At 72.2% G+C, this 15,781-nt stretch carries 12 protein-coding genes; 11 read left to right on the top strand and 1 reads right to left on the bottom strand.

All coding sequences use genetic code 11. From position 1 onward, the window contains the following. Window positions 1–4 precede the first annotated feature (4 nt). The 11 genes from ABZV42_RS19210 (at window position 5) to moeZ (ending at window position 14,148) form a co-directional block, all read left to right on the top strand. Window positions 5–1,735, top strand: coding sequence for a DUF3152 domain-containing protein (locus ABZV42_RS19210; RefSeq protein WP_356052821.1), 1,731 nt, complete (start codon window positions 5–7; stop codon window positions 1,733–1,735). A gap of 67 nt (window positions 1,736–1,802) precedes the next feature. Then, window positions 1,803–1,895, top strand: a complete 93-nt coding sequence (locus ABZV42_RS19205; protein WP_328553587.1) for an Ms4533A family Cys-rich leader peptide — start codon at window positions 1,803–1,805, stop codon at window positions 1,893–1,895. Window positions 1,896–2,095: 200 nt separating this feature from the next. Then, complete coding sequence (locus ABZV42_RS19200; protein ID WP_356052819.1) at window positions 2,096–3,814, top strand: ABC transporter substrate-binding protein; 1,719 nt, start codon at window positions 2,096–2,098, stop codon at window positions 3,812–3,814. 4 nt (window positions 3,815–3,818) lie between these two features. After that, window positions 3,819–4,988, top strand: coding sequence for an ABC transporter permease subunit (locus ABZV42_RS19195; protein WP_356052817.1), 1,170 nt, complete (start codon window positions 3,819–3,821; stop codon window positions 4,986–4,988). Further along, on the top strand, window positions 4,985–5,983 hold the full coding sequence (locus ABZV42_RS19190; RefSeq protein WP_356052815.1) for an ABC transporter permease: 999 nt from the start codon (window positions 4,985–4,987) through the stop codon (window positions 5,981–5,983). Before ABZV42_RS19195 ends, ABZV42_RS19190 begins: the two co-directional genes overlap by 4 nt. Then, on the top strand, window positions 5,980–7,629 hold the full coding sequence (locus tag ABZV42_RS19185) for an ABC transporter ATP-binding protein (RefSeq protein WP_356052813.1): 1,650 nt from the start codon (window positions 5,980–5,982) through the stop codon (window positions 7,627–7,629). Before ABZV42_RS19190 ends, ABZV42_RS19185 begins: the two co-directional genes overlap by 4 nt. A gap of 186 nt (window positions 7,630–7,815) precedes the next feature. Then, the gene (locus ABZV42_RS19180; protein WP_356052811.1) at window positions 7,816–9,588 is read left to right on the top strand and encodes a DUF3492 domain-containing protein; all 1,773 of its coding nucleotides are present in this window, start codon (window positions 7,816–7,818) and stop codon (window positions 9,586–9,588) included. After that, entirely contained in the window at window positions 9,585–10,724 is a 1,140-nt protein-coding gene (locus ABZV42_RS19175) for a hypothetical protein (RefSeq protein WP_356052809.1), read from the top strand. The genes ABZV42_RS19180 and ABZV42_RS19175 overlap by 4 nt, the downstream gene beginning before the upstream one ends. Window positions 10,725–11,209: 485 nt before the next feature. Beyond that, window positions 11,210–12,169, top strand: coding sequence for an NAD-dependent epimerase/dehydratase (locus tag ABZV42_RS19170; protein WP_355985259.1), 960 nt, complete (start codon window positions 11,210–11,212; stop codon window positions 12,167–12,169). Continuing rightward, a complete protein-coding gene (locus ABZV42_RS19165) occupies window positions 12,157–12,906 on the top strand; it encodes a spherulation-specific family 4 protein (RefSeq protein WP_355985261.1) in 750 nt (249 codons plus the stop codon). Before ABZV42_RS19170 ends, ABZV42_RS19165 begins: the two co-directional genes overlap by 13 nt. A 63-nt stretch (window positions 12,907–12,969) precedes the next feature. Beyond that, window positions 12,970–14,148 carry an adenylyltransferase/sulfurtransferase MoeZ gene (moeZ, locus tag ABZV42_RS19160; protein ID WP_355985264.1) on the top strand — a complete coding sequence of 393 codons (1,179 nt, stop codon included), beginning with the start codon at window positions 12,970–12,972 and terminating at the stop codon, window positions 14,146–14,148. A 71-nt stretch (window positions 14,149–14,219) separates the two neighbouring features. Here the strand turns inward: moeZ and ABZV42_RS19155 are convergent, their stop codons facing one another. Continuing rightward, window positions 14,220–15,773 carry an alpha/beta hydrolase gene (locus tag ABZV42_RS19155; protein WP_356052807.1) on the bottom strand — a complete coding sequence of 518 codons (1,554 nt, stop codon included), beginning with the start codon at window positions 15,771–15,773 and terminating at the stop codon, window positions 14,220–14,222. Window positions 15,774–15,781 lie beyond the last annotated feature (8 nt).

Genomic DNA, 15,781 nt, shown 5'->3' with positions numbered 1-15,781 from the left:
GGAAGTGGGACGACACAGTCGTCGGGGGCGGGCAGGCAGGACGGACGCCGCGCAGACGCGAGCGGTTCCGGCGGAGGAGGCGGCACCCGCTCCGGCGCCGGGCCCGGACGGCGCCCACCACGCGGCGACCCGCCCACCGGGCTCCCTCGATCCTTATCCGCCCGCGGGCAGTCCGCAGCAAGGCCCGCGGCGTGTCCCCGACGGAACTCAGGCGCCCGGCGTCCCGCGTTTCCACGAGGGCACCCCGGCCCACGGAGTACCCCGTTTCCAGGGCGGTACTCCGGCTCAGGGTGGCCCGCGTGTGCAGGGCGGTCCCCCGGGTCAAGGTGCGCAGCGTTTCGCCGAAGGGACCCCGGCGCACGGGTTTCCGCGGGCGGCCGACGGCACTCCCGCGCGCGGGGTGCCACGTTTCCCTGACGGGACCCCGGCGCACGGCGTCCCGCGTTTCCAGGACGGCACCCCGGCGCGTGGGGTGCCGCGTTCATTCGACGGGACTCCCGCGCACGGAACGCCTCGTTTCCCTGATGGGACCCCTGCTCACGGCACGCCCCGGCTTCCCGACGGGACCCCCGGGCGCGGGGTGCCGCAGGTGCGGGGCGGGCATCCCGAGCAGCGTGAACAGGGCGGCGGCTGGGGGGAGTCCGGGGCCGGCGCGGCTCCTCAGGGCGCACCCGCCGGGCCGCGAGTGCCGCGGCAGCGCGGGCAGGCGGTGACGGGACCCCGGCAGGCGTACGTCGACGCGTTCGACCTCGACGAGCGGGAGAGCGGCGGCCCACGCGGGCCTCGCGGCGGTGCGGCGGCGCGGACGGCCGGCACCCGGGCCGCCGGTTTCGACGAGTCGGTGGACCGGAATGCCGAGCCCGCCGACACCGGTGAGCGGCCGTTGCCGCAGACCGGCGACGAGGACGAGAACAAGGCCCGCAAGGGATGGGCGTTCACCGGCATCGCGGCGGCAGCCGTCACCACCGTGCTGGCCGTCGTCGTGGCCGGACAGATGGCCACGGGAGGCCACGACGCCGACGCCCGGACGCAGGCCGCCGACGGCGGCAGCCGGGCGGCCCAGGACTCCGCCTCGCGCGGAGACGGCAGGCCGACCCAGTCGGGGCAGCCGCAGGTGGCCGCGGCGCCCCTGACGTACGACCAGCAGATGGCCAGGACGTACCCGCTCGGGGCGAAGCTCAAGGGCTCGGGGAAGTTCGACGTGGTGCCCGGATTCGCCAAGGCGCCCGGCAAGGGACACAGGTACACCTACCGGGTCGACATCGAGCAGGGCCTCGGTCTCGACGGCGCTCTCTTCGCCGACGCCGTGCAGAAGACCCTGAACGACACGCGGAGCTGGGCCCATGGCGACGCCCGCACCTTCGAACGGGTCGATTCCGGCAAACCGGACTTCGTCATCACGCTGGCGAGTCCCGGCACCACCGCCGAGTGGTGCGCCAAGTCGGGGCTCGACACCACGGAGGACAACGTGTCGTGCGACTCGGCGTCCACCGAGCGCGTCATGATCAACGCGTACCGCTGGGCCCAGGGCTCCGAGACCTACGGTTTCGGCGACAAGATTCACGCCTACCGCCAGATGCTGATCAATCACGAGGTCGGCCACCGGCTCGGACACGGGCACGTCACCTGCCAGAAGGACGGCGATCTCGCCCCGGTCATGCAGCAGCAGACCAAGTTCCTCGACCATGACGGAATCCACTGTCTGGCCAACCCCTGGCCCTATCCGGGGAGTTGACGGGGAGTCGACGGGGAGCGCTCCGGCCGCGTTGACATGCGCCGAAAGATCGTTCATATTTTTCCGCATGTCACCCCGTCACGCCTCCGTTCGCGCCGCCCTTGAGCTGGCGCTCTTCGGCGTGACCGCGCTCTGCGTGGCCGACATTCACTGTTGCTGACGCCCGCCCCCGGCGAGTGCGTCGCTTTCCTTCCCGTCTTGTTCCCGTGCGCTCCCGAACCTCCGCTGTTCGGCGTGCCTGTGCCTCTTTCGGTCCGGTCGGACACCGACGCCTGACGCCCTGGGCGAGCTCCGCGCTCCCCCGTCTCACCCCGTGTCATTCCGTCTCAGTATTCGAGTCATCCGAGAGGTCGTCTTCCGATGCGTCAACCGTCCGTCATAGCGCGCCGCGTGGCCGCGGCATCCGTCAGCCTGGTCGTGGCAGCGGGCGCCGCCGCCTGCGGGCCTAAGGACAACGATGCCAAGAGCTCCGGTGGCGACTCCCAGCCCCACAAGGGCGGCACGCTCACCGTCCTGAACGCCAACGCCCAGCAGGACTTCGACCCCGCGCGGCTCTACACCTCCGGCGGCGGCAACGTGCCCTCGCTCGTCTTTCGTACGCTCACCACGCGCAACCGTGAGAACGGGGCCGCCGGCGCCCAGGTCGTCCCCGACCTCGCCACGGACACCGGCCGCCCGAGCGAGAACGCGACCGTGTGGACGTACACCCTGAAGGCGGGCCTCAAGTTCGAGGACGGCACGTCGATCACGTCCGCCGACATCAAGTACGGCATCGAGCGTTCCTTCGCCGCCGAGCTCTCCGGCGGCGCGCCCTACCTGCGGGACTGGCTGATCGGCGGCGCCGGCTACCAGGGGCCCTACAAGGACAAGAAGGGCCTCGACTCGATCGAGACGCCGGACGCGCGGACCATCGTCTTCCACCTGAACAAGCCCGAGGGCGAGTTCCCCTACCTGGCCACGCAGACGCAGTTCACGCCCGTCCCCAAGGCCAAGGACACCGGCACGAAGTACGAGGAGCACCCGGTCTCCTCGGGTCCGTACAAGGTCGTCAAGAACGAGAACGACGGCGAGCGCCTCACCCTGGAGCGCAACACGCACTGGTCCGCGTCGACCGACGCCGAGCGCAAGGCGTACCCGGACAGGATCGACGTACGGTCCGGCCTGGACTCCTCCGTGATCAACCAGCGGCTGTCCTCCTCCCAGGGCACCGACGCCGCCGCCGTCACCACGGACACCAACCTCGGCCCGGCCGAGCTCGCCAAGGTGACGGGTGACAAGGAGCTGGCCTCCCGCGTCGGCACCGGGCACTTCGGCTACACCGACTACATCGCCTTCAACCCGAAGGTGAAGCCGTTCGACAACCCGAAGGTCCGCCAGGCGATCTCGTACGCCGTCGACCGCAGCTCGGTGATCAACGCCGCGGGCGGATCCTCGCTCGCCGAGCCCGCGACGACCTACCTGCCGAACCAGAAGTCCTTCGGCTACACGCCGTACGACCACTTCCCGGCGGGCGCGTCCGGCAACGCGGCCAAGGCCAAGGAGGTGCTGGCCGAGGCCGGTTACAAGAACGGCCTGACCGTGACGCTCACCCACTCCAACAGCAAGGACTTCGAGACCAGCCCGGAGATCGCGACGGCGATCCAGGACGCGCTCAAGAAGGCCGGCATCACCGTCAAGCTCCAGGGCCTGGAGGAGAACGACTACAGCGACAAGACCCACGGCGCGAAGACCGAGCCGGGCTTCTTCCTCGCCCACTGGGGTGCCGACTGGCCCTCCGGCGGTCCCTTCCTGGCCCCGATCTTCGACGGCCGGCAGATCGTCAAGGACGGCGCCAACTTCAACACCGGCTTCCTCGACGACAAGTCGGTCAATGACGAGATCGACGCGATCAACAAGTTGACCGACCTCGACCAGGCGGCCAAGCGCTGGGGTGCGCTGGACAAGAAGATCGGTGAGCAGGCACTGACCGTGCCGCTGTTCCACCCCGTCTACAAGCGTCTGTACGGCAAGGACGTCAAGAACATCGTGATCAGCGACTGGACCGGCGTTCTGGACATCTCCCAGGTCGCGGTGAAGTAGCGCCGTGAGCGAGGCACTTCCCGCCTCCCCGGCCCCCGCGGCGGACTCGTCCGTCGCGGGGGCCTCGGGGGCCCGTCAGTTCTGGCGGCGGCTGCGTGCGCAGCGCGCCGCCCTTGTCGCGGCGGCCGTCGTCGCGCTGCTCGTCCTGATCGCGCTCGCCGCACCGCTGCTCACGGCGATCGAGGGCCAGGATCCCACCACCTACCACCCCTCGCTGGTGGACTCCGCGCGCGGCGGCGTCCCCGTCGGCGCGCTCGGCGGCATCGGCGCCGACCACTGGCTCGGCGTCGAACCCCAGACCGGCCGCGACCTGTTCGCCCGCCTCGTCTACGGCGCCAGGGTCTCCCTCGGCGTCGCGCTCGCCGCGACTTTGGTACAGGTCCTGATCGCCGTCGTCGTGGGCGTCTCGGCGGCGCTCGGCAACCGATGGGTCGATCAGGTGCTGAGCCGGATCACCGAGATCATCGTCGCCCTGCCGCTGATGATCATGTCGTTGGCGCTGCTGGCCGTCGTGCCCGGCAGCTTCCCGCGGCCCGTCCTGGTCGCCCTCGTCATCGGTCTGATCGCCTGGGGCACCCTCGCGAAGATCGTGCGCGCACAGACCCTCACGCTCAAGCAGCTGGACTACGTCGCCGCCGCGCGGCTCAGCGGCTGGAGCACCTGGCGGATCGCCCGCCGCGATCTGCTTCCGGGCCTCGCGGCGCCGCTCATCACGTACTCAGCGCTCCTCGTGCCCGCGAACATCGGTGTCGAGGCGGCCCTGTCCTTCCTCGGCGTCGGCGTCAAGCCGCCGACGCCGTCCTGGGGGCAGATGCTGACCGCCGCCGACGTCTGGTACCAGGCGGCGCCGCAGTACCTGCTGCTGCCCGCGGGCGCGCTGTTCGTCACCGTCCTCGCCCTGACCGTCCTCGGCGACGGCGTGCGCACCGCCCTCGACCCGCGCGTGGCCTCCCGCCTGCGCGTCGGCACGGGCCGCAGGGGAGAGGCCAGGGCCGACGCGAGCGTGGACACCCCCACGGGCGACGTGCCCCGGCAGGTCGCGCCCGGAACGGATCCGCTTCCGCAGAGCGAGCCCGGCGACGGGACGAACGAAGCCGGCCGGCAGGGCGAGCCCGGAACGGAGCCGCTCCCGCAGGGCGCGCCCGCCGACGGAAAGAAGGAGGCCACGGCATGAGCGGCTTCAGCGGGTTCGTCCTGCGCCGGACCCTCGGCACCGCGGTCACCCTCCTCGCCATCTCGGTGATCGTCTACGTCGTCTTCTACGCCACCCCGGGCAACGTCGCCCAGATCACCTGCGGGCCGCGCTGCTCGCCCGCCCAAGTGCACCAGGTCGCCCAGCAGTTGCACCTCGGGGACCCGCTGTACGTGCGCTACTGGCACTTCCTCCAAGGCCTTCTCGCCGGTCAGGACTACTCGACCGGCACCTCCGTCCAGCACTGCCCCGCGCCCTGCCTCGGGCTGTCGTACCAGACCGACCAGCAGGTCACCCGGCTGATCCTGGCGAAGCTGCCGGTCAGCCTGTCGCTGGTCCTCGGCGCGATGGTCGTCTGGCTCGTGCTCGGTGTCGGCACCGGCGTGCTCTCCGCCTGGCGGCGCGGCCGGCTCAGCGAGCGGGTGCTGACCGGCCTCACCCTCGCGGGCACGGCGACACCCGTCTTCGTCATCGGCCTGATCCTGATGATCGTCGTCTGCGGCCAGCTGGAACTGCTGCCCTTCCCGCAGTACGTGAACCTCACCGACGACCCCGAACAGTGGGCGTGGAACCTGGTGCTCCCCTGGCTCTCGCTCGCCCTCGTCGAAGCCGCCGCGTTCGCCCGGCTGACCAGGGCCTCGATGCTGGAGACGCTGGCCGAGGACCACATCCGTACCTTCCGGGCGTACGGCGTGGGCGAGCGGTCGATCATCGGACGGCACGCCGTCCGGGGAGCGCTCGCCTCGATCATCGCGCTGAACGCCAACACCTTCGGGTCGGCGGTCGGCGGCGCGGTGCTCACCGAGACCCTCTTCGGGCTGCCCGGCATCGGCCAGGAACTGGTGCACGCGGTGAACGTCGTCGACCTTCCCGTGGTCGTCGGCATGGTCCTGGTCATCGGCTTCTTCGTGGTCATCGCCAACGCCGTCGCGGACGTGCTGTACGCGGTGGCCGACCGACGGGTGGTGCTGGCATGAACGACTCCTCCGCGACTTCTCTGGTCGAGGTGAGCGACCTCGTCGTCGACTTCGGGGGCCTGCGCGCCGTCGACGGCCTTTCCTTCCGGCTGGAGAAGGGCGCCGCACTGGGACTGGTCGGCGAGTCCGGCTCGGGCAAGTCCACCGTGGCGTCGGCCCTGCTGGCGCTGCACCGGGGCACCGGAGCGCGTGTCGGCGGCACGGTCCGCGTGGCCGGCGTCGACGTCCGGCGGGCGTCCGAGGACGAACTGCGCGGGCTGCGCGGCCGCAAGGCGGCCATGGTCTTCCAGGACCCGCTGTCCTCCCTCGACCCGTACTACGCGGTCGGCGACCAGATCGCCGAGGTGTACCGGGTGCACACCAAGGCCTCCCGTCGGGAGGCACGCGCGCGTGCGGTGCGGGTGCTGGACCGCGTAGGCATCCCCGACGCGGCCCGCCGGTCCCGCTCGCGCCCGCACGAGTTCAGCGGCGGTATGCGCCAGCGCGCCCTCATCGCCATGGCCCTGGTCTGCGAACCGGAACTCCTGATCGCCGACGAGCCCACCACGGCCCTCGACGTGACCGTCCAGGCGCAGATCCTCGACCTCCTGCACATCCTGCGGCAGGAGACCGGTACAGGCCTGCTGCTGGTCACCCACGACGTCGGGGTCGCCGCCGAGAGCGTCGACGAGATCCTGGTGATGCGGCACGGACGCGCCGTCGAGCACGGCCCGGTCGGCGCCGTCCTCGGCGCACCCCGGGAGCCGTACACCCGCGAACTGCTCGGCGCCGTACCCCGCGTGGACACCCCCCGACCGGCCGGGCGTGCCGGGCGGGACGAAGGCTCCGGACCCGTCGAGGACGGCCGGCCGGACGACATCGTCCTCGAAGCGGCCGGACTCCGGCGGGAGTTCGGGCGCGGCAAGCGCCGGATCGCGGCCGTCGACGACGTGTCGCTGACCGTCCGCCGGGGCGAGACCCTCGGCATCGTCGGCGAGAGCGGCAGCGGGAAGACGACCCTGGGAAGGATGCTGGTCGGACTCCTGGAGCCCACGGCCGGCGTGGTCCGACACGAGGGGCGCGAACTGACCGGCGTCCGCCCCTCGGTGCAGATGGTCTTCCAGGACCCTGTGTCGTCCCTCAACCCCCGGCGGAGCGTGGGCGAGTCCATCGCCGACCCGCTGCGGGCGCGCGGGGGGCAGGAGGACGGGCAGATCCGGCGACGCGTGAGGGAACTGCTGGAGCGCGTGGGACTCGGCGGGGCGCACTACGACCGCTACCCGCACGAGTTCAGCGGCGGACAGCGCCAGCGCGTCGGCATCGCGCGGGCACTGGCCGCCGAGCCCCGGGCGATCGTGTGCGACGAGCCGGTCTCCGCGCTCGACGTCACCACACAGGCCCAGGTGGTCGCCCTGCTCGGCGAGCTCCAGCGGGAACTCGGGCTCGCGCTCGTGTTCGTGGCGCACGATCTCGCGGTGGTACGCCAGGTCAGCGACCACGTGGCGGTCATGCGGCGCGGCCGGCTCGTCGAGTACGGCCCCGCCGACGAGGTCTACGAGCGCCCCCGCGACCCGTACACCCGGCAGCTGCTGGCCGCCGTGCCGGCGCTCGACCCGGAGGCCGCGGCACGGCGCCGCGCGGAGCGCGAGGAGCTGTCCCCGGCGTGATCCGGGGGCCGGGACCCCGCGGAAACGCGCCCGCGTGATCCCGTAGCGCGGCAAAACGCCGCCTGCGCGGGAAAGTTACGACCGTTCACCCCTTCTGGTGGTACGACGGACAACCGTCCGTCGTACCACCGCCTTGTCCGCATACCTTCGTCCCGCTGCGAGCCGCCGGGTCAACGGCGGCTCCCCATGCGGGAGATCGGGGGTGTGCTCGTGCGCATCGGACTGCTTACGGAGGGTGGCTATCCGTATGTGAGCGGTGATGCCGGACTCTGGTGCGACCGGCTCGTGCGTGGGCTCGGGCAGCACGAGTTCGACATCTACGCGCTCAGCCGCAGCGAGCGCCAGGAGGACCGGGGCTGGGTCCGGCTGCCGCCCCAGGTCGGCCGCGTCCGCACGGCACCGCTGTGGACGGCGCACGACGACGGGGTGGTGCACGGGCGCCGGGCCCGACGCCGGTTCTCCGAGGCGTACGGGGAACTGGCGGCGGCGGTGTGCGGGGGGCCGCAGGCTGGGAGCCCCGAAGTTCCGGGGGACCCGGCGGATTCCGCCGGCGCCGAGGCGGACCGTTTCGCCAGCGCCCTGTACGGACTGGCCGAACTCGCCAGGGACGAGGGCGGACTGGCCGGTGCCCTGCGCTCCGAGAGCGCGGTACGCGTCCTCGAACGAGCCTGCCGCGCACCCGGCGCACTCCGTACGGCCCGCACCGCGCGCGTTCCCGACCTGCTCGCCGTCGCCGCGCACATCGAGCGCACCCTGCGCCCCCTCTCGCTGGACTGGTACGAGGACGACGCGCTCGGCTCCGCGGACCTCTGCCACGCCGCGGCGGGCGGGGCGGCGGCGCTGCCCGGCCTCCTCGCCCGGCACTTCCTCGGCGTCCCGCTGCTGGTCACCGAATACGGCGTGCACCTGCGGGCGCACTACCTCGCCGCCGCGACCCTCGAAGAGGCTCCCGCCGTACGGGCGTTGCTCGCCGCCTTCCACGGCCGGCTCGCCACCGAGGTCTACCGCGCGGCCACGATCGTCACGCCCGGCAACTCGCACGCCCGCCGCTGGCAGGAGCGCTGCGGCGCCGACCGCGCCAAACTGCGTACCGTCCACCCGGGCATGGAGGCCGCGCGCTTCGCGGACGTCGGGGAGGCGGTGCCGGGCAGTCGGTGCGCGGACTCCGGCACGCTGGTGTGGGTCGGCCGTGTCGAGCCCGCCAAGGACCTGATCTCCCTGCTGCACTCCTTCGCCGAGATCCGCAAGGCCGAGCTGGGGACCCGGCTGCGGATCGTCGGCGCCCCCGCCGAGGACCCGGACGCGGCCACCTATCTGGCCCACTGCAAGGCGCTGGCCGCGCAGCTCTTCCCCGACGAGGCGGAGGGCGCGCACGCCGTCGGCGACAACCCGGTCTCCTTCGAGGAGATCGGCGGCCCCGAGATCCCGAACCTCGCGGAGGCCTACGCCTGCGGCGCCGTGGTCGTCCTGTCCAGCGTCGTGGAGGGCTTCCCGGTCAGCCTGGTCGAGGCCATGCTCTGCGGCCGGGCCACCGTCTCCACGGACGTGGGCGCCGTCGTCGAGATCATCGGGGGTACGGGGCTGGTGGTCCCGCCGCGCAACCCGCGGGCGCTCGCGGAGGCGTGCGTGGCGCTGCTGCGCGACCCCGAGCGAGGTGAGCGGCTCGGGGCGGCCGCCCGCGCCCGCGCCCTCGAACTCTTCACCGTCGAGCAGAACATCGCGGCATTTCACGGCATTTACCTGGAGATCGTCTCGCACTCCCCGGTGCGCCGGGTCCTCGTCGACGACGAGGGGGAGCCGCTGCCCTTCGGCACCCCCGCCGAGGCCCATGTGCCCGGCCGCTGGACCGAGACCCGCTTCCTGACCGAGCGCCGGCCGCGCTGGGCGGAGGGGGCACCGGTACGCGCCACCGTGCCCCCGCCCACGCCGGTACCCGTCTCCGTGGGGGAGGGCACATGACGATCGACAGCGCGAACGCGGGCGCCCCTCGGAGAGCCGGCAACCGGAACGAACCGGAGCGGCCCGCCGGGCGGCGCGGTGCGGTGGATCCGGTGAAGGCGCTCATGCACCGGCACCGCGAGCTCTGCGAACGGGCCGTGGACCCCCTGGAGATCGCGGCGGGCCTGGAGGCGCACGGGGTCACCGACCGGACCGCCGCGCGTCTGCGGCACCGGGACGTCTTCTCGCTCGCCGAGGAGATGTACGCCCGGGCGGCACGCGACGGGGAGGAAGCGCCCCGAACCCAGCCCGGGCCGGGGCGCCCCGGCCCGCGTGCCTATTGGGCGGCGCTCGCCCTGGCGCCGGGCGCCCTGTGCGCGGCCGTCGTCGTGGGTCTGCGGCTCACCGACGGGCAACCGCGTTCGGCCGTCGCCGTGTTCGGCGCCCTGGCCATGACGCCGGTCCTGCACATCGCCTTCCGGCGCGGGCCCCTGAGCACCCGGCGCCGCACGACGGGCGCCGCCCGCGCGTGGACCTGCTGGCTCATCGCCTACGCCCTCGTCGGAGACGGGCTGCTGAGCGCCGCCAGGGACGGCGGCCCGCACGGCCCCTGGCCCCTGGCCACCGCACCCGTGCTGGCCCTCTGCCTGGCCTGCGCCCCGGCGACCTGGTGCGCCCACCTCTTCGCCGCCCGCGCCCGCCGCCGGCTGAGCGCGAGCCGTGGCCTGGAGGAGTTCGCCGCCTCCGTGCGCCCTCTGCTCCTCGGGGCGTTCGCCCTGTTCGTGTCCGCGCTGTGCGGGCTGCTCGCGCTGTGCGGGACGGTACTGGACGAGCCGCCCGCCTACGCCGGAGCCGGTGCCCTCGGCGCACTGCTCCTCCTCGCACGGCTGCTCACGGCACGCGGCTTCACCCACGTCCCGGGCCGTGCGCTCGCCGGAGCCGGGGCGGCGGAGGCCCTCGCCCTCGCCACCGTCTTCGCCGCGCGCCTGCCCGGCTGTTCGTTCCTGGCCGTCCCTGTCGAGCGCCTGGCCGAAGCGGCGGGCCCCGGGGCCGTGCCCGCCCTTGCCTGCGGGGCGGGCGCCCTCGTCCTCTTCGTCCAAGCGGCCCGCACCCTCACCCGAGCCTCGGCCCACGCCCCGCCCTGCGAGGCCCCATGAACCACACCCGCCCCGAACCCGGAAGCCCCGAGCCGGCCAGCCCTGAGCCTCGACGCACCGAGTTCGCACCGGCCGAGCATCGACGCACCGAGCTCGCACGTACCGAGCCCCGACGCAAGGAGCTCGTACGCACCGAGCCAGCCCGCGCCCAACCTCGATGCACCGAGTTCGCACGGGCCGAGCCCCGACGGGCCGAGCGCCGACGCGCCGAACCCCGACGCGCCGAGCGCCTACGCGCCGAGCCCGGTGGCTCGTTCGGTCCGGTGGTTCGTTCGGCCGGGTGGTTCGAGGCCGGCCGGCACCGGCCCACGACGCCCCCACCGCCGTGAGTCCACCCCGGAATCCGGTCAGCCGCCCGGATCCGGGCCCCTTTTCTCCCGCGGGGCCGACACCGCGGGCCCTCTCCCCGACCTACGGCATCACCTTGAAGGAGACAGCCAGATGATCACCTCCCGAACCGGAGAATCCGCCCCGGGAGCCGCCCGATGAGGGTCCTGCTGATCGGAGCCAACGGCTACCTCGGCCGATTCGTCGCCGACAGACTGCTGGCCGACCCGGCCGTGCAGCTCACCGTGCTCGGCCGGGGCGACGACGCCGACGTACGGTTCGACCTCGCCTCGGGCAGCCCCGGCGCGCTCACCCGCTTCCTGGACGCGGTGCACCCAGGAGTCGTCATCAACTGCGCCGGCGCCACCCGCGGCGGCGCCCGCGAACTGACCCGGCACAACACCGTCGCCGTCGCCACCGTCTGCGAGGCGCTGCGCCGCAGCGGCTGCGGGGCCCGGCTCGTCCAGATCGGCTGCGGCGCCGAGTACGGGCCCAGCCAGCCCGGCTCCTCCACCGCAGAGGACGCCGTGCCTCGCCCGGGCGGCCCGTACGGGGTGAGCAAGCTCGCCGCGACCGAACTCGTCCTCGGCTCCGGCCTGGACGCCGTCGTGCTCCGTGTCTTCTCCCCGGCCGGACCCGGCACGCCCGCCGGATCCCCGCTCGGCCGGCTCGCCGAAGCCCTGCGCCGCGCCATGCAGGCCAACGACGGTGAACTCAAGCTGGGCGGCCTCGGTGTCCAGCGCGACTTCATCGACGTCCGCGATGTGGCCCGCGCCGTCCACGCCGCCTCCCTGTCCGCCGCGCAGGGCGTGATCAACATCGGTTCGGGCCGTGCCGTACGCCTCCGCGACGCCGCCGCCGTCCTCGCGCGGGTGGCCGGCTACGGCGGCAGCCTGCACGAACTGGACGGCCCGCCCGGCCCCATGCGGTCGGCCATCGGCCACCCCCGCCCCGAACCCGACCACGCGGCCCCGGTCGCCTACCCGTACCCGGACGGCTGCGGCAGTTGGCAGCAGGCCGATGTGCGCACCGCACGCGACCGGCTCGGCTGGCGGCCCCGGATCAATCTCGAGGAATCCCTCGCCGACATCTGGATGGAGGCTGCGTGTCGTATCTGACCAGGACCGCGACCGGTAGCGCGAGCACCGACCTGGGCCTCGGATTCGGTGTCCCCGGCTATGCGCATCCTCTCGTCGCTCCGCTCGAATGGGACGAACTCACCCGCCCCGGCACCCCCTTGCACTGGGTCGTCCTGAACGTGGACGACGGTCCCGGCGAGCGGCCCGACCCGCGCTGCCTGGAGGCGACGGGAAGGCTGCGCAACGCCGGGGTCAGGGTGCTGGGACTCCTCGACGCCGCCCGTGGAGTGCGCCCCTTCGGCGAGATGATCGCCGACGCGCGCCGCCACCTCGACTGGTACCAGGCCGACGGCTTCATCCTCGACCGCTGCCCCACCGAACGCGCCGCGCTCCCCGACGTCCGCCGGACGGTAGGTGAACTGCGCGCGCTCCGTGACGGTGCCCACATCGTGTTCGGCCACGGCACCCACCCGCACCCGGGATACGCCGAGTGCGCCGACCAGCTCGTGACCTTCTCGGGCCCCTGGACCGAATACCGCTGGTCGCAGGTCGCCGAGTGGACCGCCGACCATCCCCCCGAGCGCTTCTGCCATTTCGTGCACGGCATACCGCGCGGCCACCTGGACGAGGCGCTGCGCATCGCCCGCTGGCAGGGCGCCTCGACGATCTACTTCACCGACCGCTCCGATCACGGCGGGACGGCCGACCCCTGGGAGACGATGCCCGGCTACTGGGACGAGATCGTCTCGCGGATCGGAACGGGTGTCTCGGAATGAAGAAGGGCGTGGCAGTGTTACGGGGAGAACAACCGTAGTGATAGACCGACCAACGGAGTCCCCGTGTCGCTGCCACCCCTGGTCGAGCCAGCCTCTGAGCTCACCGTAGACGAGGTCCGCAGGTACTCCCGCCACCTGATCATCCCCGATGTGGGCATGGACGGGCAGAAGCGGCTCAAGAACGCCAAGGTGCTCTGTGTGGGCGCCGGCGGCCTCGGATCGCCGGCGCTGATGTACCTGGCCGCGGCGGGCGTGGGCACGCTCGGCATCGTGGAGTTCGACGAGGTCGACGAGTCGAACCTCCAGCGCCAGATCATCCACAGTCAGGCGGACATCGGCCGTTCCAAGGCCGCGTCCGCGCGCGATTCCGTGCTGGGTATCAACCCGTACGTGAACGTGGTCCTTCACGAAGAGCGGCTCGAGGCCGAGAACGTGATGGACATCTTCAGCCAGTACGACCTGATCGTCGACGGCACCGACAACTTCGCGACCCGCTACCTGGTCAACGACGCGTGCGTGCTGCTCGACAAGCCGTACGTGTGGGGCTCCATCTACCGCTTCGACGGTCAGGCCTCCGTCTTCTGGTCCGAGCACGGTCCCTGCTACCGCTGCCTGTACCCGGAGCCCCCGCCGCCGGGCATGGTCCCCTCCTGCGCCGAGGGCGGTGTCCTCGGCGTGCTGTGCGCGTCGATCGGTTCCATCCAGGTCAACGAGGCGATCAAGCTCCTCGCGGGTATCGGTGAGCCGCTCGTCGGGCGCCTGATGATCTACGACGCCCTGGAGATGCAGTACCGCCAGGTCAAGGTCCGCAAGGACCCGGACTGCGCGATCTGCGGCGAGAACCCCACCGTCACCGAGCTCATCGACTACGAGGCCTTCTGCGGCGTCGTGTCCGAGGAGGCGCAGGAGGCGGCCGCCGGTTCGACGATCACTCCCAAGCAGCTCAAGGAGTGGATCGACGACGGCGAGAACATCGAGATCATCGATGTCCGCGAGGTCAACGAGTACGAGATCGTCTCGATCCCGGGCGCCAAGCTGATCCCGAAGAACGAGTTCCTCATGGGCACCGCCCTGGAGACCCTGCCGCAGGACAAGAAGATCGTCCTGCACTGCAAGACGGGTGTCCGCAGTGCGGAGGTGCTCGCCGTCCTGAAGTCCGCCGGATTCTCCGACGCGGTGCACCTCGGCGGCGGCGTGATCGGCTGGGTCCACCAGATCGAGCCCGCGAAGCCGGTGTACTGACCGGCGGACCGTCCCGCTCTTTCGATGGCGGGGGTTTCGCGGACCAGGTGTCCGTGGAACCCCCGCCGTCGTCATGAACAGACCTTGCCGTCCTTCGGCACCGTCCCGTCCAGCAGATAGCTGTTCACGGTCGAGTCGACACAGTCGCTCCCGCTCCCGTAGGCGCCATGGCCCTCGCCCTTCCAGGTGAGCTCCACGCCCACGCCCTTGCCGAGCTCGTCCGCCATCCTGCGCGCGCCCTCGTAGGGCGTCGCCGGGTCCCCGGTGTTCCCGACGACCAGCACGGGTCCCGCTCCCGGCGCAGCGACCTCGGGATTGTCGAACTGACCGGCCACCGGCCAGTCGTGACACCAGCCGGCCGTGTCCCAGCCCATGAAGTCCCCGAAGACGGGCGAGATCTTCTCGAACTCGGACAGCCGCTTCTTCGTCTCCTCGGGAGTCGGCCGCTGCTTGTCGTCCAAGCACGATATGACCCGTTGTGAATGGGTCGTCGTGCCGTAGTGCCCGGAGGCGTCACGGTCGTTGTAGGCGTCGGCGAGCGTCAGCAGAGCCGAACCGTCGCCGTTCTCGGCGTCCTTCAGGGCTTCGGTCAGGCGCGGCCAGCCCTCCTTGCTGTAGAGCGGCAGCACGATGCCGGTGAGAGCGAGCGTCTGGCCGAGCCGACGGCCGCCGGTGGCGGGCAACGGCTTCGCGTCGATCCGCTTCAGCAGGTCCGCGATCTTCCTGGAGCCCTGCTTCGGGTCCTGCCCGGTGGACTTCAGGTAGTCGTCCAGGGCGCGCTGGAAGCCCAGCGTCTGGTTCTTGGCGTGGCCCACGGTGTCGGCGCTCGGGTCGACGACCGCGTCCAGCACCAGCCGCCCCGCGTTCTTCGGGAACAAGTGGGCGTACACACCGCCCAGTTCGGTGCCGTACGAGATGCCGAAGTAGTGCATCCGGCGGTCGCCGAGGACCTGGCGCATCAGGTCCATGTCGCGGGCCGTGTCCGTCGTCGAGACATGGGACAGCAGCTTGCCGGCGGCCTTCGCGCAGCCCTTTCCGAAGTCGGCGGCGTCCTTGAAGTACGCCGCCTCCTCGGCCGCGTCGTCCGGTGTGGCGTCCACCGACTCGGCGGCCTGGATCGCCTTGTCCCCGCGGCACCGCACACCCTCGCTGGCAGCCACCCCGCGCGGGTCCCAGCTCACCAGGTCGTAGCGTTCGTGGAGCGGGCCGACGACGCTTTCGTACGCCGGCATCGTGGAGACACCCGAGCCGCCGGGGCCACCGAAGTTGAAGAGGAGCGAGCCGATGCGTTTGTCCTGGCCGCCGGTCGCCCTGGAGCGGATGACGGCCAGGCCGATCGTCGCGCCCTTGGGCTTCGCGTAGTCCAGCGGCGCCTTGAGCGTGGCGCACTGCCAGCCGCTCCCGGGCGCGGGGGAGTCCGAAGTGCCTTTGCAGCGGCCCCAGTCGAGCTTCTGGGCGGTCAGTGCGGCGGGCAGGCCCGGTGAGCCGCCGGAGGGCGGCGCGGTGGCCGGTGCTCCGTCGCCGTTCTTCCCCTCGTTCTTGCCGTCGGACGGCGAGCCCCCGCCGCAGCCGGCCAGCAGAAGCGTGGCGGCGGTCACGGCCGTCCAGCGTGCGAAACGTGTCATGAGTGTCC

Origin of the sequence: Streptomyces sp. NPDC005281 (assembly GCF_040607495.1) — a bacterium.
In the GTDB taxonomy this organism is placed as follows: Bacteria; Actinomycetota; Actinomycetes; order Streptomycetales; family Streptomycetaceae; genus Streptomyces.
The sequence above is the reverse complement of the archived record's forward strand: the minus strand, read 5'-3'. Positions and strand labels throughout refer to the sequence as shown.

What these genes read in the sequence shown, in the direction of transcription:
- ABZV42_RS19175 (WP_356052809.1), top strand. Translation starts at nt 9,585, where the DNA reads ATGACGATCGACAGCGCGAACGCGGGCGCCCCTCGGAGAGCCGGCAAC.
- ABZV42_RS19180 (WP_356052811.1), top strand. Translation starts at nt 7,816, where the DNA reads ATGCGGGAGATCGGGGGTGTGCTCGTGCGCATCGGACTGCTTACGGAG.
- ABZV42_RS19190 (WP_356052815.1), top strand. Translation starts at nt 4,985, where the DNA reads ATGAGCGGCTTCAGCGGGTTCGTCCTGCGCCGGACCCTCGGCACCGCG.
- ABZV42_RS19185 (WP_356052813.1), top strand. Translation starts at nt 5,980, where the DNA reads ATGAACGACTCCTCCGCGACTTCTCTGGTCGAGGTGAGCGACCTCGTC.
- ABZV42_RS19170 (WP_355985259.1), top strand. Translation starts at nt 11,210, where the DNA reads ATGAGGGTCCTGCTGATCGGAGCCAACGGCTACCTCGGCCGATTCGTC.
- ABZV42_RS19205 (WP_328553587.1), top strand. Translation starts at nt 1,803, where the DNA reads ATGTCACCCCGTCACGCCTCCGTTCGCGCCGCCCTTGAGCTGGCGCTC.
- ABZV42_RS19155 (WP_356052807.1), bottom strand. Translation starts at nt 15,773, where the DNA reads ATGACACGTTTCGCACGCTGGACGGCCGTGACCGCCGCCACGCTTCTG.
- ABZV42_RS19200 (WP_356052819.1), top strand. Translation starts at nt 2,096, where the DNA reads ATGCGTCAACCGTCCGTCATAGCGCGCCGCGTGGCCGCGGCATCCGTC.